The sequence below is a fragment of the Arthrobacter sp. SAFR-044 genome, assembly GCF_051965175.1.
In the GTDB taxonomy this organism is placed as follows: Bacteria; Actinomycetota; Actinomycetes; order Actinomycetales; family Micrococcaceae; genus Arthrobacter.
This window is the reverse complement of the sequence record NZ_JBQCMK010000006.1, coordinates 163097-182743: the sequence shown is the minus strand read 5'-3', so window position 1 is coordinate 182743 and position 19647 is coordinate 163097. Positions and strand designations below refer to the sequence as shown.

19 protein-coding genes are annotated in these 19647 nt (G+C 68.2%); 13 read left to right on the top strand and 6 right to left on the bottom strand.

From position 1 onward, the window contains the following. Nucleotides 1-18: 18 nt before the first annotated feature. Complete coding sequence (locus ACTHQS_RS11435; protein WP_440168800.1) at nt 19-282, top strand: hypothetical protein; 264 nt, start codon at nt 19-21, stop codon at nt 280-282. Between the two features lie 52 nt (nt 283-334). Here ACTHQS_RS11435 and nhaA read toward each other — a convergent pair whose 3' ends face one another. Continuing rightward, entirely contained in the window at nt 335-1687 is a 1353-nt protein-coding gene (gene nhaA / locus ACTHQS_RS11430) for a Na+/H+ antiporter NhaA (protein WP_440168797.1), read from the bottom strand. Between the two features lie 85 nt (nt 1688-1772). Next, complete coding sequence (locus tag ACTHQS_RS11425; RefSeq protein ID WP_440168794.1) at nt 1773-2453, bottom strand: PAS and ANTAR domain-containing protein; 681 nt, start codon at nt 2451-2453, stop codon at nt 1773-1775. A gap of 271 nt (nt 2454-2724) precedes the next feature. Here ACTHQS_RS11425 and ACTHQS_RS11420 point away from each other — a divergent pair, with 271 nt between their 5' ends. The 9 genes from ACTHQS_RS11420 to ACTHQS_RS11380 all read left to right on the top strand — a co-directional run bounded on the left by ACTHQS_RS11420 (nt 2725) and on the right by ACTHQS_RS11380 (nt 12253). Beyond that, nucleotides 2725-3033: a cation transporter gene (locus tag ACTHQS_RS11420; RefSeq protein ID WP_440168792.1), complete on the top strand. Its 309-nt coding sequence runs from the start codon at nt 2725-2727 to the stop codon at nt 3031-3033. A gap of 127 nt (nt 3034-3160) precedes the next feature. Continuing rightward, complete coding sequence (locus ACTHQS_RS11415; RefSeq protein ID WP_440168790.1) at nt 3161-5311, top strand: heavy metal translocating P-type ATPase; 2151 nt, start codon at nt 3161-3163, stop codon at nt 5309-5311. 32 nt (nt 5312-5343) lie between these two features. Then, entirely contained in the window at nt 5344-5826 is a 483-nt protein-coding gene (locus tag ACTHQS_RS11410) for a hypothetical protein (protein ID WP_440168788.1), read from the top strand. Between the two features lie 55 nt (nt 5827-5881). After that, nucleotides 5882-6526, top strand: coding sequence for a DUF305 domain-containing protein (locus tag ACTHQS_RS11405; RefSeq protein WP_440168785.1), 645 nt, complete (start codon nt 5882-5884; stop codon nt 6524-6526). 139 nt (nt 6527-6665) lie between these two features. After that, nucleotides 6666-7355 carry an arsenate reductase/protein-tyrosine-phosphatase family protein gene (locus ACTHQS_RS11400; protein ID WP_440168782.1) on the top strand — a complete coding sequence of 230 codons (690 nt, stop codon included), beginning with the start codon at nt 6666-6668 and terminating at the stop codon, nt 7353-7355. 156 nt (nt 7356-7511) lie between these two features. Continuing rightward, a complete protein-coding gene (locus ACTHQS_RS11395) occupies nt 7512-8660 on the top strand; it encodes an LCP family protein (protein ID WP_440168780.1) in 1149 nt (382 codons plus the stop codon). Nucleotides 8661-8757: 97 nt separating this feature from the next. After that, nucleotides 8758-10449 (top strand): alkaline phosphatase D family protein, encoded by a 1692-nt coding sequence (locus ACTHQS_RS11390; RefSeq protein ID WP_440168778.1) that lies wholly within the window; start codon nt 8758-8760, stop codon nt 10447-10449. Nucleotides 10450-10533: 84 nt separating this feature from the next. After that, entirely contained in the window at nt 10534-11340 is an 807-nt protein-coding gene (locus ACTHQS_RS11385) for a histidine phosphatase family protein (protein ID WP_440168776.1), read from the top strand. Further along, the gene (locus tag ACTHQS_RS11380; RefSeq protein WP_440168773.1) at nt 11324-12253 is read left to right on the top strand and encodes an NAD(P)H-hydrate dehydratase; all 930 of its coding nucleotides are present in this window, start codon (nt 11324-11326) and stop codon (nt 12251-12253) included. The genes ACTHQS_RS11385 and ACTHQS_RS11380 overlap by 17 nt, the downstream gene beginning before the upstream one ends. A 202-nt stretch (nt 12254-12455) precedes the next feature. Here the strand turns inward: ACTHQS_RS11380 and ACTHQS_RS11375 are convergent, their stop codons facing one another. From ACTHQS_RS11375 to ACTHQS_RS11360, 4 genes are all read right to left on the bottom strand, one after another. Continuing rightward, complete coding sequence (locus ACTHQS_RS11375; protein WP_440168771.1) at nt 12456-12878, bottom strand: Hsp20/alpha crystallin family protein; 423 nt, start codon at nt 12876-12878, stop codon at nt 12456-12458. A gap of 227 nt (nt 12879-13105) precedes the next feature. After that, nucleotides 13106-13303, bottom strand: coding sequence for a hypothetical protein (locus tag ACTHQS_RS11370; protein ID WP_440168769.1), 198 nt, complete (start codon nt 13301-13303; stop codon nt 13106-13108). Between the two features lie 201 nt (nt 13304-13504). Further along, complete coding sequence (locus tag ACTHQS_RS11365; protein WP_440168767.1) at nt 13505-15121, bottom strand: FAD-dependent monooxygenase; 1617 nt, start codon at nt 15119-15121, stop codon at nt 13505-13507. Nucleotides 15122-15134: 13 nt separating this feature from the next. Beyond that, on the bottom strand, nt 15135-15698 hold the full coding sequence (locus ACTHQS_RS11360; RefSeq protein ID WP_440168764.1) for a hypothetical protein: 564 nt from the start codon (nt 15696-15698) through the stop codon (nt 15135-15137). 145 nt (nt 15699-15843) lie between these two features. Here ACTHQS_RS11360 and ACTHQS_RS11355 point away from each other — a divergent pair, with 145 nt between their 5' ends. The 3 genes from ACTHQS_RS11355 (at nt 15844) to ACTHQS_RS11345 (ending at nt 19614) form a co-directional block, all read left to right on the top strand. Then, complete coding sequence (locus ACTHQS_RS11355) at nt 15844-18060, top strand: S9 family peptidase (RefSeq protein ID WP_440168762.1); 2217 nt, start codon at nt 15844-15846, stop codon at nt 18058-18060. Between the two features lie 146 nt (nt 18061-18206). Beyond that, nucleotides 18207-18413 carry a DUF2945 domain-containing protein gene (locus ACTHQS_RS11350; protein WP_440168760.1) on the top strand — a complete coding sequence of 69 codons (207 nt, stop codon included), beginning with the start codon at nt 18207-18209 and terminating at the stop codon, nt 18411-18413. A gap of 4 nt (nt 18414-18417) precedes the next feature. After that, entirely contained in the window at nt 18418-19614 is a 1197-nt protein-coding gene (locus ACTHQS_RS11345; protein WP_440168758.1) for an NAD(P)/FAD-dependent oxidoreductase, read from the top strand. Nucleotides 19615-19647: the final 33 nt, after the last annotated feature.

Sequence of the window (19647 nt, the reverse complement as noted above, 5' to 3'; positions counted from 1 at the left end):
AGCAGGAGGCAGCCCATCATGGAGGCACAAGGAATACGCACCGCCCAGCTCCGCATCGGCGACCAGATCGAGGCGTGGCACCGGGGCAGGCTCTTCCACAAAGGCCGGGTGACCGACGTCGTCCCGGCCCTTGAACTCTTCTGGATCCTGGACGCCCGGACCGGCGCGCGCAAGCTGCTGGACCCGGAGGCCCTGGAGATCCGCCATGTGGACCCGGCCCCGGCCAAACTAGAGGTTTCAGCCAAACCCCAGCCTCCGGCCCAGCCCCTCGCGAGCGCCTGAACCCCTCGCGAGCGCCTGAACCCCTCGCGGGCGCCTGAACCTTTGAGTGGGGTCAGGTGCGCTCCTGGTAGACGTCCGGGACGCCGTCGTGGTCCGAATCAACTTTCTCGAGCTCCTCGGCAAGCCGGTACTGCCGGTTCCGGGTGCGGAGCACGGCCGTTGCCAGCAGCGCGGCAAGCAGTGATGCGGCCAGGATACCCACCTTGGCGTGGTCGTCATGCAGGCTGCCGTGGCCGAAGCTGAGCTCCGCCACCAGCAGGGAGACTGTGAATCCGATGCCCGCCAGCAAGGCGACACCGAAGACGTCGATCCATTTGAAGGAGCTGTCCAGGCTTGCCCTGGTGGCTTTGGTCAGGATCCAGGTGGTGGCCAGGATGCCGATTGGCTTGCCCAGGACCAGGCCCAGGATGATGCCCAGCGCCACCGGGTCGGACAGCGCTGACCCCAGCCCGTCCCACCCGCCAACGGCCACACCGGCGGAGAAGAACGCGAAGATGGGCACCGCAACGCCGGCGGAAATCGGCCGGAACCGGTGCTCAAAAATCTCAGCCAGTCCGGGGCCCGCCTCGGGTCCGCCCGAGGCCTGCGAACGGATCACCGGAACGGCGAAGCCCAGCAGCACCCCGGCCACGGTGGCGTGGATGCCGGAGGCGTGCACCAGCGCCCAGGTCATGGCCCCCAGCGGCAGCAGCACCAGCCAGGCGGCGGCAGCATGGAGGCCGAAGAACCGGCGGAACCACTGTGCCAGGAAGGTGTAGACGGCCAGCGGGATGAGCGCCAGGAGCAGCGGTACCACCTGGATATCGCTGGAGTAGAAGAACGCGATGATGGTGATGGCGATCAGGTCATCCACCACGGCCAGCGTCAGCAGGAAGATCCGCAGGGCGCTGGGCAGGTGGGAGCCGATGATTGCCAGGACGGCAACAGCGAACGCGATGTCGGTTGCGGTGGGAATGGCCCAGCCCCGGAGTGTCTCCGGGCTGGCAAGGTTGACAACGGCGTAAATCACCGCCGGGACCGCCACGCCGCCCACGGCGGCCGCGACGGGAACGATGGACTTGCTGATCTGCCGGAGGTCTCCGGCCACGAATTCGCGCTTGAGTTCCAGGCCCACCAGGAAGAAGAAGATGGCCAGCAGCCCGTCGGCGGCCCAGGCTCCCAGGCTGAGCTCAAGATGCCACGGTTCGTAGCCCACCTTGAAGTCGCGGAGGGCAAAATAGCTGTCCGACGCCGGGGAGTTGGCCCAGATGATCGCGACCACCGCAGCGGCAACCAGGAGGGCACCGCCCACCGTCTCTTTGCGGAGGATCTCGCCGATCCGCAGCGCCTCGGAGTAACTGCCGCGCGAAAAAACGGTTGAGCCCAGGAACTTGTTCCGGCGTGGGGTGGGCGGCGTGGAGTTCATGCAGGCGTCCTTAAATCAGGGTTCGACAAAGCCATGCCGACCAGACTTCCCGGCGCACCTCCGTCCATCCTACGGGTAACAGGCGTCAGCCCGCGCGGCGGCCTCCGGCATGGTCGGGGCGCCCGCGCACCTGGATGGCCCGCACGGCCCGGTCAAGGTAGGTGCGTGCCTCCGGGGAATTGGCAAGCTGCACCAGCTCGGCCGCCACCACGACGAGTTTGACGTTTCTGTGGCTGCTGGTGCTCACCAACATCTGGAAGGCATCATCGGAGCCAAGCTTCAGCTGCCCCATGAGGATCCCCCGGGCCTGGTCAATCACCGTGCGGGTTGCCGTTGCGCCGGCCACAGCCTCGCGCGCTGTTCGTTCGGTTTCGAGCTGCAGGGTCCGGCTGAGGTCCACCATCACGCCTTCGAGCGCCACCACCGCTCCGTCCGGGCCCAGGACCGCCTCGCCGGAGGACAGCACCCGCCGGGTCTTGCCCTGTGCATCGACCAGCCGGTGGTACATGCAGAAGAACCCGCCCGTAGTGGAAACCTGCGCCACGATCTCCTCGCACCGTTCCCGGTCATCGGGATGCTTGTGGGCGAAGACCAGCTCCATGGTGGGGACGACTTCGCCGCGACGGTAACCGTGCAGCCGGTACATCCCGTCCGACCACTGGAAGGTTGGACCTGCCGATTCGATAGCCACCCTGAAGGTGCCGGCGTCGCTTTCGCTGTCCCCGAGGGCACTCGAATACGTGTACAGGTCGCTGAGCTCCGTCACAGGTCCACCTCCCGCGCATAGGCCAGCCCCCAGCGGGCGGGCTCTGTCCTCGCTCTTTCCAGTATGGTCGCCCCCCGCAGCAGAAGGTAGTGCGGGAGGCCCTATGGAAGTCCCGGGAGAAATACCCTATGGCGCTTGACTTTGTATACCCCCTGGGGGTATATTGACCATGTTGTCAGTGAAGTGGTATGTCCCGGCTGGTGCACAACACCGGCCTTCACAGCCGTTCAACCCCAGCGCCCCTTGAATACCTCAACGGATCGGAACTGACATGAACAACGCAAACCGTCCCCAGCTCCCCCTCGCCTCCCCAGGCTGCAGCTGCTGCGCACCTGCCAGTGCGGCCGAGCCTGCCCTCACCCTTCCCGCACCTGCCAAGCAGGACTCCCCGGCCGCCGTCGTCCGTTCCGGCGCCGGCGCCTCCGCCCGGCGGACCTTTGCCGTGGAGGGCATGACGTGCGGGCACTGCGTCCGGACCGTCGAAACGGCCGTATCCACCCTGGGCCGGCGTCACGTCGGCACGTGTCGACCTGGTGCCCGGCGGCCGCTCCCGGCTTGCGGTGACCGGCTCGGCCCCTGAGGCCCAGATCCGCCAGGCCCTGGCTGCCGCCGGCTACCCCCTGGCCTGAAATGGACCGCGCCTCTACCGCGCGGACTCCGATTTACCGCTTGGCCGCCCCGGCGGCGACTGCTTCCAAGGAGGAGCAATGCAGGACCATCACAACACGCACCACCAACACGGCACGCACGATCCAGGCACCCCCGGCCACCACCAGCCATCCAGCGGGACGCTGACCCAGCCGCCGGCGCACGGTGCAGGGCACGCACAGCACGGCACCCACGGCGACGACGACCACACCATCCACACCCATGGCCAGCACGCAGGGCACAGCACCGCCATGTTCAAGAACAGGTTCTGGCTGACCCTTGCCCTCGCTGTTCCCGTGGTCTATTTCAGCCCCATGATGGCCCACCTCCTGGGCTACATGCCGCCGGAGTTCCCCGGTTCCGCCTGGATTCCGCCGGTCCTCGGCACGGTCATCTTTCTCTACGGCGGGCAGCCGTTCCTCAAAGGCGGCCTGCAGGAGCTGAAGGACCGTACGCCGGGAATGATGCTGCTGATCGGTATGGCCATCACCGTGGCCTTTGCCGCGTCCTGGGTCACCAGCCTGGGGATCGGCGGTTTTGACCTTGACTTCTGGTGGGAACTGGCGCTGCTGGTGGCCATCATGCTGCTGGGCCACTGGATTGAGATGCGCGCCCTCGGGTCTGCGCAGGGTGCCCTTGACGCCCTCGCCGCGCTGCTGCCGGACGAGGCCGAACGCATCACGGACAACGGCACCGAAACCGTTCCTGTGTCCGAGCTCAACCCCGGGGACCTGGTCCTGGTCCGGCCCGGCGCCCGCATGCCGGCCGACGGCAGCGTGGTGGACGGGCAGGCCGAATTCGACGAATCCATGATCACCGGCGAATCCAAGACCGTGGCCCGCGGCGCCGGGGACGCAGTGGTGGCAGGAACGGTCGCCACGGACAGCAGTGTCCGGGTCCGGGTCACGGCCGTTGGGGACCAGACCGCCCTGGCCGGGATCCAGCGGCTGGTGGAGGAAGCGCAGGCCTCGTCCTCCCGCGCCCAGGCCCTGGCGGACCGTGCCGCGGCGTTCCTCTTCTACTTCGCCGCCGGCGCCGGCGTCCTGACCTTCATCGCCTGGACGCTGCTGGGTAGCGTTCCGGACGCCGTCACCCGGACCGTCACCGTGCTGGTCATTGCCTGCCCGCACGCCCTGGGCCTCGCGATCCCCTTGGTCATAGCCATTTCCACCGAACAGGCTGCCCGTGCCGGGGTGCTGATCAAGAACCGGATGGCCCTGGAACGGATGCGGACCATCGACGTGGTCCTGTTCGACAAGACCGGCACACTGACCACCGGCGAGCCGGAACTGAAGGACGTTGCCGTGGCTGACGGCGCGGATCCCGACGCGGTGCTGGCCCTTGCCGCCGCCGTCGAATCGGACAGTGAACATCCCGTCGCACGCGCCATCGTGCGGGCCGCCAAGGCACGCAACCTGGCACTGCCCGCTGCTACCGGCTTCACCTCGTTGACGGGCCGCGGTGTCCGGGCCGGCGTGGATGGCCGTACCGTGCACGTGGGCGGGCCGGCGCTCCTGCGCGAGCTCGGCGCCGTCGAACCTGCCTCTTTGGCCGCCGGCACCAAGGCGTGGATGGACCGCGGCGCCGCCGTGCTCCACGTGGTCGACGACGGCAGGGTCCTGGGTGCCGTGAGCATGGAGGATGCGGTGCGGCCGGAGTCGCGGCAGGCCGTGTCAGCCCTGCAGCGGCGCGGCGTCAAGGTGGCCATGGTTACCGGCGACGCCCACCAGGTGGCGCAGGCAGTGGCCGCGGACCTTGGCATCGATGAGGTATTCGCCGAGGTCCTGCCAGCAGACAAGGACAAGAAAGTCGCTGAGCTGCAGGGTCGCGGCATGAAGGTGGCCATGGTGGGCGACGGCGTCAACGACTCCCCTGCCCTGGCACGGGCCGAGGTTGGCATCGCCATCGGCGCCGGAACCGATGTCGCCGTGGAATCCGCCGGCGTGGTGCTGGCCGGAAACGATCCCCGGGCCGTGCTGTCCATGGTGGACCTGTCCCGCGCCAGCTACCGGAAAATGTGGCAGAACCTGGTGTGGGCCACCGGCTACAACATCCTGTCCGTGCCGTTGGCTGCCGGCGTCCTCGCGTTTGCCGGGGTGGTCCTGTCCCCCGCTGCCGGGGCGGTGCTGATGTCCGCCTCTACCGTGGTGGTGGCGCTGAACGCCCAGCTCCTCCGGCGCCTGAAACTGAACCCGTCAGAGGTACGTTGAGTGCTGGAGACCAAATGGAAGGAGGGACCGGCATGACCACCCGCGCCGTGGCGTCCCTCCTCCGCTGGGCGTGGCTGCTCGCCGCTGCCCTGGGTGTCATCACGGGGTTGCTGGGCATGCACGTACTGACCCCAGGGCACGCTTCCCACGGCGCGGTTTCGCCAGCCGGTCACGCGACTGCCGGTCACGCGGCTGCCCTTCACGCGACTGCCGGGCACACCGCCGTCGCGCAATCTCCCGTTGGTGGCCAGGCCGGTCACGTTGACCACGCGCCGGCCGCTTCCGCCCTGGACATCCCAGGCATTGCCGCCGCCTGCGGCGATTCCTGCCCGGGGGCACAGGAATCGGGGGCGCCCTGCATTCCGTCAGCCCCCAGCGGCCCGGTCACCATTTCCCCGCCCCACGCAACCCTGACCGTCCTGCCGCTGCAGCCGGCAGCCGCCAAGGCCCGCGCCGGCTACGGCTACCTGCCGCCCAGCCCCACACCCTGCGACCTGTCCATCAGCCGGACGTAAACCGGACTGCGCCACCCATAACGGCCCAGTTCCCTACGTCCCTGAAGGACAACCCATGAACACCACTTTCAAGAACCTTTCCATTGCTGCTGCCTTGGCCGCTTCGCTCGGACTCGCCGGCTGCGCCGCGGATACCGGCTCCGGCTCCGGCATGCCCATGGACCACGGCAGCTCCGGCGCCATGTCAAGCAACATGCCCAGCGCCAGCAACATGCCGAACATGAGGCCGGGGGCCAGCGCGGACCACAACCAGGCGGACGTCATGTTTGCGCAGATGATGGTCCCGCATCACGCCCAGGCGGTGGAGATGAGCGGAATCATCCTGGCCAAGACGGACATGCCTGCGGAGGTGACCGCACTTGCCACCAAGATCAAGGCGGCGCAGGCCCCGGAGATCGAGCAGATGACCGGCTGGCTCACGGGCTGGAACGTGCCCACCATGATGAGCGACGACTCCGGGCATGGCATGGCCGGCATGGTGGACGACCAGGGCATTGACAAGCTCAAGTCCGCCACCGGGACCGAGGCCGCCAAGCTGTTCCTGGAGCAGATGATCGGCCATCACGAGGGCGCCATCGACATGGCACAGCAGGAGATCAGCGCCGGAAAGTTCCCGGACGCTGTCAAGCTGGGCCATGACATCGTGGACGCCCAGCAGTCCGAGATCACCCAGATGAAGCAGCTGCTGGCCACGATGTAGCCGGCATGCGGCGGGACCAGCGATGACGCCCGGCGCGGCGGCGGCACCCAGGTTTGGGACGCCGCCGCGCCGCTGCGTGTTAAGTTGAAAGGCACGGGCCCGAGCGGGTCCGGCACCCGCTGGGAAAGAGAACATCTCCTTGGACACTTCCGCACCAGTACGAATCCTGACTGTCTGCACCGGGAACATCTGCCGGTCACCCGTGGCGGAGCGACTGCTGCAGGCAGGGCTGGACCAGGTGGTGCCGGGCGGTTTCCAGGTGTCCAGCGCCGGAACCCGCGCCTTGGTGGGAGAGCCGATGCAGCCCATTTCCGCGGACATCGTGCGGACCTTTGGCGGCGCCCCGGACGGGTTCGCGGCCCGGCAGCTCACGCCGAAGATCCTGCGCGGCGTGGACCTGGTGCTCACCATGACCTCCGGGCACCGCGGGGAAGTCCTCCAGCTTGATGCCTCCCTGCTCAAGCGGACATTCACCATCCGCGAGTTCGCGCGGATGCTCGACGTCCTCGACCAGCGGGCGCCTAGTGGAGACAGCCAACGGGCGCCTGCTGCGGGCAGCCAGCCTGCCGCCGTCGTACCTTCTGTAGGTGCCGGGACCGGCGCGTCCCACGTCGACGCCCTCCTCGCTGCCAACGCCGCCGTCTGGCGGTCCTTGCCGGCGCGGGCCGCCGGGGTGCGGCACCTCTCGCTGCCGTCGGACGCTTCGGACAACGACATCGTGGACCCGTACCGCCGTGCAGCCGAGGTGTACCGGGAGATGGAGGACCAGCTGGCCCCCGCGATCATCTCCATCCTGCGCCATGCCCGGCTCAACGCCCCCAAGGACTAGCCGCTGCACCGTTACCGCAGCTCCACGCCAGCGGCAGCCGACATTGCGGCGGACATTCCCGCGGACACCCCAGGTGACAGTTTGGATACTCCTGTAGCCAACTGGGGCCTGCGGGACGGACACTAATCCCACCAGTCACAATGAGGTGGAGGCGTCATGAGCATCCCAGGCGGTTCTGATCCAACCGGGCCCGCCGGCGCCGGAAACTCCGGTTCCCGGCAACCGGGCCCAACCAGTTCCCACCGGCCTGCCTGGATGCTTGCCTTGGGCCGCCGCCGCTGGATCGCCGCGCTGCTCGCGCTGGTGCTGGTGGTGGCTGCCGGCATCGCGGTCTTCAGCCTGAACCGGGCGGGCCGGCAAGCACAGCCTGCAGCCTCCCAGACCCAGTCGCCCAGCGCCACGCCAACGCCCACCCCTTCACCGTCAGAAACTCCCCCGCCGGCCCCTGCTGCACCGCCGCCGCCTGCTCCCATCCCGGACCTGCCCGCGGCCCCCATGAACATCCTGGTCATCGGCAGCGACATCCGTGACACCCCCGCCCGGGACGCCGCAGCCCACACGGCGGCCACCGGCGAAGCCGCTGACCAGCGGGCTGACACCCTCATGGTGGTACACGTTCCCGCCGATCGCAGGAACCTCTACTTAATCTCCATCAACCGCGACAACTGGGTGGACATCCCCGGCTACGGGGCTGCCAAGATCAACGCCGCCCTGCAGTATGGCGGGATCGACATGGAGACCGCCACGGTGCAGCAACTGCTGGGGATCACGATTGACCACACCCTGATGCTGGACTTCGGCGGGTTCAAGATCCTGGTGGACGGCCTGGGCGGCATCGACGTCAACGTGCCCATCCCCTTCCAGTCCACGATCGAAACCCAGCACGTCTTCAGCGCCGGCGTGAACCACCTGGATGGCCAGGCTGCCTTGGAGTTCTCGCGTGAGCGCTACGCCTTCTCGGACGGCGACTTCCAGCGCGTGCGCGACCAGCAAATCATGCTCCGCGCCATCCTGGCCCGGCTCACGGCCGGGGGTGCCCTGAATGACGTGAACGCAGTGCGCTCGCTGGTGGATTTCGCGTCCTGCTGCCTCACGGTGGACCGGGGCTTCGATCCCGTCCAGGCCGCGATGCTGGCCTACAGCCTGCGCAACCTCGATGTGAACGCGATCGGCACCATGACGCTCCCGACGGCGGGCTCCGGCTTCGTTGCGGGGCAGTCCGTGCTGTTTCCCGACTACGGAGGCATCGCCGCGGTGGGCGCGGCCTTGCGGGAGGGCCGGATCGCCGACTTCGCGAAGCCATAGGGCCGGGCCGCCAGGTCCGCCTGCTGTTCAGCCGCGCCTCACCCCGGGTTCACTCCGCCGCCAGAATCTGTGTGCCCGCCCGGGAAACCCTGAGGACATGACTGAGACTTCCCAGGCCGGGGTTGCCCGCCGCACCATCATCAAGAGTTCCGTCCTCGCCGCCGCGCTGGCCTCCGTCCCCGCCGCGAACGCCACGGCAGCCAGCCAGTCGCCCGCCGGCGTCGCACTGGTCCGCAACCGGCTCACCCTGCCCAGCGGCGTCGCCACCGGCGACGTCACCTCGGATTCCGCCGTCCTCTGGTCGCGTGCCTCGGGCGCCGGGCGGATGACGGCTGCGCTGCGCGCCGTGGACGACGCCGGCCAGGTGCTCAGCGGGCGCGGCGCCTTCGAGCGGGTCCTCCGCGGGCCCCGCGCCACCCCGGCCTCCGATTTCACCGCCAAGATCCACGCAGGGAACCTGCCGTCCAACACCCGGTTCGCGCTGGAAATCAGCTTCGAGGACGACGGCGGAGCGGTCAGCGAGACGGTCCGCGGCAGCTTTCGCACGGCGCCCGACATGGGGACGGCCAACGGCAAGGGCCGCACCGGTGGGACGGGCAACGGAGGCGACGTCCCGGCGTCGTCCGCGCAAAGCTTTGTGTGGACGGGCGACACGGCCGGCCAGGGGTGGGGCATCAATGAGGAGATCGGCGGCATGCGCGGCTACCGGGCCATGCACCAGACCCGTCCCGACTTCTTCATCCACTCCGGCGACACCATCTACGCCGACGGCCCCATTGCCGAAACTGTGGTGGAGAAGGACGGGCAGGTGTGGCGGAACCTGGTCACCGAAGAGGTGTCCAAGGTGGCCGAGACGCTCACCGAATTCCGCGGCCGGCACCGCTACAACTCCATGGACGTCAACATGCGGGCCCTGTTCGCGGACGTTCCGGTGATTGCGCAGTGGGACGACCACGAGACACACAACAACTGGTACCCCGGCCAGATCCTGGATGACTCCCGCTACACCGTGCGGGACGTCAACGCCCTCGCCGCCCGTGGCCGGCAGGCCTGGCAGGAGAACATGCCCATCGCGGACAGCTCGGCCATCTGGCGCCCGGGAACATTCGACGACGCCGGCACCTACCAGCCGGCCCGCATCTACCGGAAGATCTCCCGCGGCCCGCAGCTGGACATCTTCTGCCTGGACATGCGCACCTACAAGTCCCCCAACACCGACGGCAAGGAACCCTACGCCACCGCCATCCTGGGCCAGGAGCAGGTGGACTGGCTGATCCACGAAGTGTCCCGGTCCAGGGCCACGTGGAAGGTGATTGCCGCCGATCTTCCGCTGGGGATCATAGTGCCGGACGGCCCGGTGAACCAGGAGAGCGTGTCCAACCGCGACGCCGGTGCCCCCTTGGGCCGTGAGCTGGAGATCGCCGGGGTGCTCAGCGCGATCAAACGCAACGGCGTCAAGAACACCGTCTGGCTCACCGCCGACGTCCACTACTGCGCCGCCCACCACTACTCCCCCGAGCGGGCAGCCTTCACCGATTTCGATCCGTTCTGGGAGTTCGTGGCCGGACCCATCGCGGCGGGATCCTTCGGCCCGAACGCGATGGACGGCACCTTCGGTCCCGAGGTGGTGTTCTCCAAGGCCGGACGCTTCGCCGGCGAGTCCCCGCGCGACGGCGAAAACCAGTTCTTCGGGCACGTGCAGCTGGATCGGGACAACAGCTTCACCGCCAGCCTCCGCAACGCCAACGGCGCCACCGTGTTCTCGAAGGTCCTGACCCCCGCGCGGTAGGCCTTCGGTTATTTTCCGCCGCCCCGTGGGTACGCCTTGGGTAATGTTCCTGCATTTGGCGCGGCGAGCGGATGGGGTGGTGTTGTGAAGGATGAGCGGGCGAAGGGTGCTGCGGCGGACGACGACGGCCTGACGGAGGCGGTCCAGGAAGCCGGGGCGGTAGAGCTGGTGTTGATCCGGCACGGCGAGAGCGAAGGCAACGTTGCGGCCACCGAGGCGCGCGAAGCCGGGGTGGAGGTCATCCAGGTTCCCGCCCGGGACGCAGACGTGGACCTGTCCGGAACGGGCCGGGACCAGGCCAAAGCCCTGGGTACTGCCTTGGGCCGGATCACCGAGGAATTGCGCCCGGATGCGGTCGTCTCCTCCCCCTACGCGCGTGCCCGGCAAACGGCTGAGATCGCGGTGGAAACGGCAGGCTGGCCGGTCGAGGTGCGCATCGACGAGCGGCTCCGGGACCGCGAACTTGGCATCCTGGACCGCCTCACCCGGCTGGGCGTGGAGAACCGCTACCCGGAGGAATCCGAGCGCCGTGACTGGCTGGGCAAGCTGTACTACCGGCCGCCGGGAGGGGAATCGTGGGCGGACGTGGCGCTGCGGCTGCGGTCGGTGCTGGCGGAACTGAACAACCTGGGCACCGGCCACCGGGTAATGCTGGTCTGCCATGATGCCGTGATCATGCTGTTCCGGTACGTGCTGGAAGGGCTTAATGAGAAGGAACTGCTGGACCTTGCGGCCAGGGAAGCCATTCTCAATGCCTCGGTGACGCGGTTCGTCCGCCCGTCCGGGGTGGGCCCCTGGACGTTGGAAAGCTTCAACGTTGCCGACCACCTCGCGGAGCAGGGCGTCGCCGTCACGGAGCACGCGGGAGACACCAGTGTCCGGCCGCGGTGAATCCTCCGGCCCCACCCTGGTAGCGCCGTCGCTCCTGCGCGATTGGCCGCTGCCGGCCCCGGGCGAGGATAAATATTCACGCGGGTCGGTGCTGGTGGTCGGCGGAGCCCGGGCCACTCCGGGCGCTGCACTGCTGGCCGGCGTTTCAGCACTGCGGGCCGGCGCGGGAAAGCTCACGCTGGCGGTGGCCGGGTCCGTGGCCGTGCAGCTGGGGGTGGCCCTGCCCGAATGCGGCGCAATCGGCCTGCCGGAGACTCCCGGGGGCTCCGTCAAGCCCGAGCTCGACAGCATTTCCTCCTACCTGGACCGGGCAGACACCGTCCTGGTGGGCCCGGGGCTGGATGACGAGGACCTCGCCCGGGAACTGCTCCAGGCCATGCTCAACCGCGAGGCGGGCCGCGACGGTGCCTCCGATGCTGACGGCGCTGGAGGTCCCGCCGTCGTCCTCGATGCCTACGCGCTGGGCGCCCTGGTGCATGTGGAGGACCAACTGGGCCCCTGGCGCGGCCGGCTGATCCTCACACCAAACCCGACGGAAGCGGCGATCCTCCTGGGACGGGATGTGGCGGACCTCGAAAAAGACCTCCCCGAGATCTCCGCAAGGTTCGACGCCGTGGTCAGCTGCCAGGGGCTCATCACGCAGCCGCCGGGCCTGAATCCCGACGAGCCGGAACTGTGGAAAATCACCACCGGGTACGGCGGCCTGGGCACCTCCGGCAGCGGCGACGTGCTGGCGGGAGCGATTGCCGGACTCCGCGCCCGTGGAACCACCGGCGCCCAGGCGGCCTGCTGGGGGACCCACCTGCATGCAGCGGCGGCGGACCGGCTGGCCAGCAGGCTGGGGCCGCTGGGATTCCTGGCCCGCGAACTTGCCGACGAACTGCCCGCGCTGATGCTGGAACTCAGCGTCTGACGCACGGCCCCGGCGGCGGAGCCGAGGCCCGGCATCGCGCCGCACACGTGGATGGCCCCCGGCCGAAGCCGGGGGCCACCGTGGCGGGAGGTTAAGGCCTACGCTGCCGGTGCGCTGTCTGGCGCTGTGGCGTGCACAGAATGGCGATTCGCCCCAAAAAGGCAGTCAACAGATGTGCCCGCCTCCCGGTCCTGTGGTGAAACTAGGCAGCGATTTCCTGCTTTGCCCCCTTCGTTTCAATCTCGATCTTGCGCGGCTTGGCCTTTTCGGCAACCGGGATCCGCAGCGTCAGGACGCCTGCGTCGTAGCTGGCCTTGACATGATCGGTGTCCAGCGTGTCGCCAAGGATCAGCTGGCGGCTGAAGACGCCGCGCGGCCGTTCGGAGGCGATCAGTTCGGTGTCCTTGCCTGCCGGGTCCGGGCGTTCGGCCCGCACCGTCAGGACATTCCGTTCAACATCCAGGTCCACCGAGTCCACTGCGACGCCGGGCAAATCGAAGGCCACGACGAATTCCTGGTCCTCACGCCATGCATCCATCGGCATCGCCGCCGGGCGTGCAGCCGTGCCGAGGACCTGCTGGGCCAGCCTGTCCAGCTCGCGGAACGGATCGGTTCGCATCAACATGGCTTCCCTCCTCGTAAGAGATGGTCCAACACAGTTTCCATATCAGCCGATCTGTAGTGGCTGATATAGATTTTTTAGCACCCGAGAAGTAGGTCTGCAAGGGTTTCAGGAACGATTTTTGAAGGATTTTCAGCCGCGGGAACGACGCCGTCCAGGACAGGCGAAAGGGACCTCCTACCCGTGCCGGGGCACGCGGCGGGAGGTCCCCTTATGGCTGTTGGAGCCGCTCAGTCCCGGGTGGGATCCGGGCGGAGCGGCGCCGGGCCGGGATCCGGGACGGGCAGCGGGCCCGGGGGCGCCGGTGCGGGGAACGGATTCGGGGACGGCGGGCCGGGTGGACGCGGCTGGGTGGGGTCCGGGGACGTGGGCTCCGGGCCGGGGTCCGGCGGAAACGGCTCAGGTTCGTGCACTGGCGGGATGGTCATCAACTTCCCCTCTCACGCTGGGCGGATCACACTGGGCAGGTCACGCACCGGGCGGACGTGCCTTGGACTGACCAGACTACGCTTGCCGTCCGCCCGCAACCACCCTCCCCCGCTGCTCCATCAGCTTTGGTTCCGTGACGCCGCCTTGTGAGCCACAAGTGATGGCATCACGACGTCGGGGCTTGCAGGGGTAGGCAGCGTTCAGTCCCGGGCGGCACCGACCAGCCGCAGCCAGCCGCGCAACTGGGCGGGGTCTGCCTCCCCGCAGCGGAATCCCACGTACCCGTCGGGGCGGACCGCGACCACACCACGGCCGGGGTGGCTGGTGAGCCGGTGCAGGTGGAGCAACGGGACCCTTCCAGCGCCTGCCGGGGCGGGGACGGCACCCAAGGCGCCGGAGCCGGCGTCGCGCTCCAGCAGGAGGTGTACCCCCGGGGCGGCGGTCAGTTCGTGAAGGCGGACCGGCCGCCCGTCGACCGAAGCGGGCGCGTCCGGCAGCCGCTCCCCGGGCCTGGGCCACCGGCCGGACCGGGGCGTGCCGTCACGGGAAATGGCGCTGTTCCGGTAATGCACGAAGGGCTGGGCAAGCAGCCTGATGCCCTTGGATGTGAGCCACCGCTGCCGGAGCAGCAGTGGCATGGCCGGGGCCAATACGGGCAGGATGCCGCGGGCCAGGCGGGCGGCGGGATGCGGCGAAGCTTCCCCGAAGAAGATGACGTGCGTCAGTGCCAGCACCCGCCGGGCGGCAAGCCGCCGCTCCTGTCCGTAGGTCTCCAGCAGTTCCGGCAGCGGCCTGCCTGCCGTCGAGGCGAACCCGAGCTTCCAGCCCAGGTTGAGGGCGTCAAGTATCCCGTTGTTCATGCCCTGGCCGCCGGCCGGAGAATGGGCATGGGCGGCGTCGCCGGCCAGGAAAATGGGATCGTTGCCGAACGTCCCGGCAATCCGGTGCTGCAGCGGAACCTGCGCCGACCAGCGCACCTCCCGGACGGCGGCGCCGAGCCCTGATTCCCCCACCAGGCGCGCCACCTCATCCTCCGGAACGGGCGGCCCCAACTGGCCGAAGCGGGCGTCCGGTGGCGGGACTGCCGGCCGGGTGGCCAGCATTCTCCATGTAGCGCCTTCGCCCAGCGCGAAGAGGAAGACCAGCCCCGCCTGCCCCACCGCAACGTGCAGCAGACCGGGGTCCAGGGGCCCGTCCAGTTCCAGGTCGGCCATCACCGCTTCCACCCCATACGGGCCACCGCGCCACGGTGCACCGATGAGGTTCCTGACCGTACTCGACTGTCCGTCACAGCCGACAAGGAACCGGCTGCGGTGCGCTTGATGGCCACCGTAAACGGCCTGGAGCTCAGCGTAAACCGGCCCGTCCGGAAGCTCCTGCGCCCCGCCACCTTCCGTTCCGAGGCCGCGGAACTCGACGCCCCAGTCCACGGGCACACCCCTGGCCTGCAGCGCATGCCAGAGCACATCCTCGACGTCGGCCTGCCGGACCAGGGTCAGGTGCGGAAAAGCGGTGTCAGGAAGATCCGCGTGCCCCAGCCGTGCCTCCACGATGCGGCGGCCCAGGTGGATGCGTGCTTCCGGCGTGGTGTCGGCCCGGTCCAGCAGCTCGTCGGTCACCCCCAGCGGGCGCAGGCCCTCCAGGGCCCGGGCATGCAGCATCATGGCCCGGGACGGGCGGACCCGGTGTTCGCGCCGGTCCACCACCCGGACGGTGGCGTCATGCGCGTGGGCCTGGAGGGCGGTGGCGAGCCCGGCGGGACCTGCGCCCACCACTAAAACGTCCGTGTCCGCCGTCGGACTTTCCCCGACTGCCATGCCAGCGCTGACCTCACGCCTTGGGAAGCACCCGCCACCAGGCGTGGTCCGCTTGGTCCGTGGCCTTCATCCGGCCGGGGTCGGCCAGCACCTCGTCGCGGCGCAGCCCGGGAAGCACTTTGTAGCTGATGGAACCGGGAACGCTCACCAGTTCCAGGACCCGCCAGAGGGCCGCGGCATACTTGCGGGCCCGCTCCGCGCCGTCCCATTCATACAGCCCGCGGTAGGCGCCGAAGGTGTCGTGGGCGCACCAGAGCTTGGAGACGAACCCCGGGAACCCCACGAACAGCGGGGTGTTCAGCAGGCTTTCTGCTTCAAAAAAGCGGTGCGCCTTGCCCCGGGTCCACCTGAGGGTGAAGGCCACCACCAGGATGCAGGGCTCGCTGGGGCTGCGGTCGACGGCGGTCTCCCGGTAGACCCGTGAGGTGCTTCCGTCGGCGAAGTGCAGCATCCGGCCCACGTTTTCCCTGGGCAGGTGTACCTGCCTACGGGCCAGCATGAGGCAGGACGTTCCCACGCCCCTGGCCACCGCCAGCCATGCTTTGGCCCGGGGAGCCGGTCCGGATTCGGGGGTCATGGCTTCTCCTTTCCTTGCAGCGTATTCCAGCCTGCGGGGGCCGCGCGCAGGATCCCAGAGTCTTTCGCCCTCCTTTCCGGCCGCCGCCTCTCCCCCGTCAGCGAACGGCCTGCTGACTCACGGTGGTGGTCTATATATTGAATCCATGACCTCCATTTCCCTGCAGGACTCCACCGGCACCGCGGTCCCGGCGCCTCCGGTTGCCAAGAAGATTCCCACCGAGCGCACCCACCACGGGGAGACGTTCGTGGACAACTACGAATGGCTGCGGGACAAGGAGTCGCCGGAGGTGGTGGAGCACCTGCGGGCCGAAAACGCCTACCAGGAAGCCGTCACCGTCAACCAGGAACCGCTCCGCGAGGCCATCTTCCAGGAGATCAAGGGCCGCACCCAGGAAACCGACCTTTCCGTGCCGCACCGCAAGGACGGCTGGTGGTATTTCAGCCGCTCGGCGGAGGGCAAGGAATACGGCATCCACTGCCGGGTGAAGGCGCAGGACACCGGGGACAAGGTGGCCGACTGGACTCCGCCGGCCGTGGAGGCAGGGGTGGGGATTCCCGGTGAAGAGGTCCTCCTGGACGGCAACGTGGAGGCGGAAGGCAAGCCGTTCTTTTCAGTGGGCGGCACCGCTGTCACCGTGGACGGCAATCTGTACGCCTATGCCGTGGACAACTCCGGCGACGAACGGTTCACGCTGCGGATCAAGGACCTGCGCACCGGTGAGCTCCTGCCGGATGTCATCGAGAACATCTTTTACGGGGTTGCTTTCTCCCCGGACGGTACCCGCCTGTTCTACACCGTGGTGGACGAGTCCTGGCGCCCCTACCAGGTGAAGGCGCACGTCCTGGGAAGGCCTGTGGCCGACGACGTGGTGGTGTACCAGGAGGACGACGCCGCCATGTGGCTGGGCTTCGAGCTCTCCGCGGACCGGCGCTACCTGGTGCTGGGGATCGGATGCTCGGAGTACAGCGAAACCAGGCTGCTGCGTTTCGACGACCCCGAACAGGCCGTCACCACCGTGATCTCCAGAAACGAACGCATCCTCTACGAGGCAGAACCCTTCCTGCTCGACGGGCAGGAGCGCATCCTGCTCACGCACAACCGGGGCGCCATCAACTCCATGGTCTCCCTGGCTGACCCGGCCGAGCTGGATAGGCCGCTGGCCGAACAGACCTGGCAGACCGTCGTCGAACATTCCGGCGATGTCCGCGTCAACGGTGCCGGCGTCACCGCCACTCACCTGATCGTGTCCATCCGCAAGGACACCATCGAACGCGTCCAGGTGATGGGGCTGGCCGGGCTGGGCACGCCTGCCCAGCAGGAGCCCGTGGAACCGGCGTTCGATGAGGAGCTCTACACCGCAGGCGTGGGCGGCTCGGACTATGAGGCACCCGTGATCCGGCTGGGTTACACGTCCTACTTCACGCCGTCGCGTATTTATGACTTCGTCCTGCCAACCCCGGAGCAGCCCGCGGGCGAGCTGCTGCTGCGCAAGGAAAGCCCCGTCCTTGGCGGCTACGACGGCAGCGACTACGTTGCCACGCGTGAATGGGCGACGGCGGCGGACGGCACCCGCATCCCGCTGTCCGTCCTGCGGCACAAGAGCGTCAAGCAGGATTCGACGGCGGCGGGCCTGGTGTACGGGTACGGCTCCTACGAGATGAGCATGGATCCCGGCTTCGGCATCGCGCGGCTGTCGCTGCTGGACCGCGGCGTGGTGTTCGTGATCGCGCATATCCGCGGCGGCGGGGAGCTGGGCCGGCACTGGTACGAGGACGGCAAGAAGCTCACCAAGAAAAACACCTTCACCGACTTTGTGGATGCCACCGACTGGCTGGCGAACTCCGGCTGGGTGGACCCGGCACGGATCGCGGCCCTGGGCGGTTCGGCGGGCGGGCTGCTGATGGGTGCCGTGGCGAACATGGCACCGGAGAAGTACGCGGCCATCGTGGCGCAGGTGCCGTTCGTGGATCCGCTCACCAGCATCCTGGACCCTGACCTGCCGCTGTCTGCGCTGGAGTGGGAGGAATGGGGCAACCCCATTACCGATCCGCAGGCCTACGCCTACATGAAGTCCTACTCGCCCTACGAGAACGTGCGGGAGGTGGCCTACCCCAGGATCGCCGCCGTCACATCCTTCAACGACACCCGCGTCCTCTACGTGGAGCCTGCCAAGTGGGTGCAGGAGCTGCGGAACAAGACCACGGGATCCCAGCCCATTGTCATGAAGATCGAGATGGACGGCGGCCACGGCGGGGCGTCCGGCCGGTACGTGCAGTGGCGCGAACGGGCCTGGGACTACGCGTTCATCGCCGACGCCCTGGGCGCCACCGAACTCCTTCCCGGCGCGGGCGTGAAGTAACCCATCGATTGCTCCGTAAATGTCGTTTTGGGCTCGCTAAACGACAGGTACGGAGCAATCGATGCGCATCGCCATATCCGGAAAAAGCTAACCATGCTTACCATTGGGGGGCACTTGTTTTCCGCAGGGACACCAGAGGAGCAGGCATGTCATTGGGCAAGGGAACGCACGTGGAGTGGAACACTTCACAGGGCAAGACGCACGGCAGGATTGTCGAAAAGAAAACCAGCGACTTCGAGCTCGACGGCAACACGCACCGCGCCAGCGGGGATGAGCCGCAGTACGTGGTGGAATCGGACAAGACCGGCGCCCGGGCAGCGCACAAGGCGTCCGCGCTGACCGAGAAGAAGTAGCGCCGTGGCTGCCCAGCATGAGGTTGTAATCATCGGTGGCGGCAATGCCGGGATCTCCCTGGCGGCCCGGCTGCAGCGCTACGGCGTCAAGGACGTGGCCGTGATCGAGCCCAGGGACCACCACCTCTACCAGCCGCTGTTCTCGCATATTGCCGGCGGCCGGGCGCCGGCCCAGGAGGCTGTGCGGAGCCAGGAATCCGTGATGCCCCAGGGCGTCACCTGGATCCGGGATGCCGCGGTGGGCGTGGACGCGATGGCCAACACCGTCACCCTGGGATCCGGAGCGCAGGTGGCTTACGGCCAGCTGGTGGTGTGCCCGGGGCTGCAGTATGACTGGAACGCGGTACCGGGACTCGCCGAGGCCGTGCATTCACCGTACGGCGCATCGCATTACGAGTTCGAGCTGGCCCCCAAAGCCTGGGCGCTGCTCAGCGCCATGACGTCGGGGACCGCAATTTTCAGCATGCCGGCAGGGCCCATCAAGTGCGGCGGCGCAGCCCAGAAACCGATGTACCTGGCCTGCGACTACTGGCGGGAACAGGGGGTCTTGGACAAGATCCGGGTGGTCATGGTCCAGCCCTACCCCACCGTGTTCGGGGTGCCGGAAGTGGACCGGGAACTGGACCGCAAGATCGCCGAGTACGGCATCGAACTGCGGACCAACAGCGAGCTGGTGGCGGTGAGCCCTGCCGGCCGCCGCGCCACCATCCGCGACCACGCCGCGCACACCACGGAGGACCTGACGTACGACGTCCTCAATGCCGTCCCCCCGCAGTCGGCCCCGGACTGGCTGAAGGCCACGGACCTGCCGGCTAACGGTGACGCCGGCGGCTTCGTGGAGGTGGACCGGCAGACGCTGCGGCATCTCCGGTACCCCAATGTGTGGTCCCTGGGAGACGCCGCGGGTACCACCAATTCCAAGTCGGGCGGATCCCTGCGCAAGCAGACCAAGGTGGTGGCGAAGAACATTGTGGCAGCCCGGAAAGGAAAGCCGCTGCGCGCCAAGTATGACGGCTACTCGGTATGCCCGTTCACCGTGTCGCGGAACACCGTGGTCTTCGCCGAGTTCGATGACAGGTACCGGCCCATGCCCAGCATTCCGCGCGTTCCCACTTGGAACGAAAGCAGGCTGTCCTGGGTGGTGGACCGGGACCTGTTCCCCAAGGTCTACTGGAACCTGATCCTCAAGGGCCGGGCGTAGAGCCCCTCCACCCCATCCATTGCTGACTAGTTG

Bases quoted from the DNA above. Each gene is read 5' to 3' on its own strand.
- ACTHQS_RS11360 (WP_440168764.1), bottom strand. From the start codon at position 15,698: ATGACCCCCGAATCCGGACCGGCTCCCCGGGCCAAAGCATGGCTGGCG.
- ACTHQS_RS11375 (WP_440168771.1), bottom strand. From the start codon at position 12,878: ATGTTGATGCGAACCGATCCGTTCCGCGAGCTGGACAGGCTGGCCCAG.
- ACTHQS_RS11420 (WP_440168792.1), top strand. From the start codon at position 2,725: ATGAACAACGCAAACCGTCCCCAGCTCCCCCTCGCCTCCCCAGGCTGC.
- ACTHQS_RS11410 (WP_440168788.1), top strand. From the start codon at position 5,344: ATGACCACCCGCGCCGTGGCGTCCCTCCTCCGCTGGGCGTGGCTGCTC.
- ACTHQS_RS11415 (WP_440168790.1), top strand. From the start codon at position 3,161: ATGCAGGACCATCACAACACGCACCACCAACACGGCACGCACGATCCA.
- ACTHQS_RS11370 (WP_440168769.1), bottom strand. From the start codon at position 13,303: ATGACCATCCCGCCAGTGCACGAACCTGAGCCGTTTCCGCCGGACCCC.
- ACTHQS_RS11395 (WP_440168780.1), top strand. From the start codon at position 7,512: ATGAGCATCCCAGGCGGTTCTGATCCAACCGGGCCCGCCGGCGCCGGA.
- ACTHQS_RS11435 (WP_440168800.1), top strand. From the start codon at position 19: ATGGAGGCACAAGGAATACGCACCGCCCAGCTCCGCATCGGCGACCAG.
- nhaA (WP_440168797.1), bottom strand. From the start codon at position 1,687: ATGAACTCCACGCCGCCCACCCCACGCCGGAACAAGTTCCTGGGCTCA.
- ACTHQS_RS11365 (WP_440168767.1), bottom strand. From the start codon at position 15,121: ATGGCAGTCGGGGAAAGTCCGACGGCGGACACGGACGTTTTAGTGGTG.
- ACTHQS_RS11405 (WP_440168785.1), top strand. From the start codon at position 5,882: ATGAACACCACTTTCAAGAACCTTTCCATTGCTGCTGCCTTGGCCGCT.
- ACTHQS_RS11355 (WP_440168762.1), top strand. From the start codon at position 15,844: ATGACCTCCATTTCCCTGCAGGACTCCACCGGCACCGCGGTCCCGGCG.
- ACTHQS_RS11350 (WP_440168760.1), top strand. From the start codon at position 18,207: ATGTCATTGGGCAAGGGAACGCACGTGGAGTGGAACACTTCACAGGGC.
- ACTHQS_RS11390 (WP_440168778.1), top strand. From the start codon at position 8,758: ATGACTGAGACTTCCCAGGCCGGGGTTGCCCGCCGCACCATCATCAAG.